This window comes from Hamadaea sp. NPDC051192 (assembly GCF_040682475.1).
Lineage (GTDB): Bacteria > Actinomycetota > Actinomycetes > Mycobacteriales > Micromonosporaceae > Hamadaea > Hamadaea flava.
Genome location: NZ_JBFBAZ010000312.1, coordinates 1 through 1,084 on the forward strand (window position 1 = coordinate 1; position 1,084 = coordinate 1,084).

Consider the following 1,084-nt stretch of genomic DNA (forward strand, 5'->3'; position numbering starts at 1 on the left):
GCGCCCGACGGACCCACCATGTCATGATCGTCGCCGCCGGAGACCGACACGTCAGGTCGTACCCCCGCCGACATGTGAGCTCGTACGCGGACAGCGCGGGACCGGCTGGCGGCCCGATGTTCGATCCCCTGAGGCCTTGAGTGGACTCACTCTGCTACCGGTGTGGCCAAGTTCGGTCCACGGGGTTCAGGGCGGCATGGACTCGTGCACGGTCGCGCTGGCAGCACGACGCAAGGGGAGCGGACTGCACGGCAGTCGTGCAGTCCGCATGACAGGCTTATCAGCAGTGGCCGACTTTGGTCTGGTTGGACACCTGTGTTGCGATCATGTATCCGCGCCCGTAGACGGTGTCGACCTTGAACCATCGGTTGGTGCCATTCCACCACTGGCTGTCCGTCCAGCAGATCATGGTGACTTTCGTCAACCGCGGCATCTCGAAATAGATGCCGCCGGTGTTGGCCGAGATCGACAACGAACACGTCGACGCGTTGCAGTACGAGGGCCCGAAAGCCTGCGCCGGCTCCGCCGTGAAAGCGAGTCCAGCGACTAGAGCCGCTGCGGCTATCGCTGTGGACAACGCTCGTCTCATCTTCATCAGACACCTCACCGTCTCTCGAACGCAATGGACGCTGTGCCGCGCGACGACAACGAGAGAAACGTAACCATTGGCGGCGTTGGCGGCCATTGCCGCACGGGCTTGTCTCCGGAAGAAAGAGTCGAGACAGCGGACCGCTGTCGCCCTGGCAAACCAGGGCCTCTTCCGTGTCTTGCCACCGGACCGGCACTCATTCTGCCCGAATAGAAACAGTCACATGCCGAATCGACATGCCACTGCGGCCCGAACTCGGGAGCCCGATCAAGTGACGTCGCGTGCCAAGCCCGGGTTCGCATCAGCGCAAGTGGACAGCTTCCCGCTGGGCGAACGAGCACTGGGCAGCGCACGCTTCGATTCCCGCCGACCGCCGCATTCACGTCGACGCACGTGCCGATGGCTAGTACTCCAGCCGCACTTGGCTGAGGTTGAGTCTTCGCTGGTAGTGGCTTGTTTTGGCTCGGTACTGGTGTCGGCGACGCCACCATGACC

General features: G+C 63.1%; 1 protein-coding gene. It reads right to left on the bottom strand.

From position 1 onward, the window contains the following. Positions 1–280 precede the first annotated feature (280 nt). Positions 281–685 carry a hypothetical protein gene (locus AB0M47_RS42795; protein WP_363424796.1) on the bottom strand — a complete coding sequence of 135 codons (405 nt, stop codon included), beginning with the start codon at positions 683–685 and terminating at the stop codon, positions 281–283. Positions 686–1,084 lie beyond the last annotated feature (399 nt).

What these genes read in the sequence shown, in the direction of transcription:
- AB0M47_RS42795 (WP_363424796.1), bottom strand. Translation starts at nt 685, where the DNA reads ATGGCCGCCAACGCCGCCAATGGTTACGTTTCTCTCGTTGTCGTCGCG.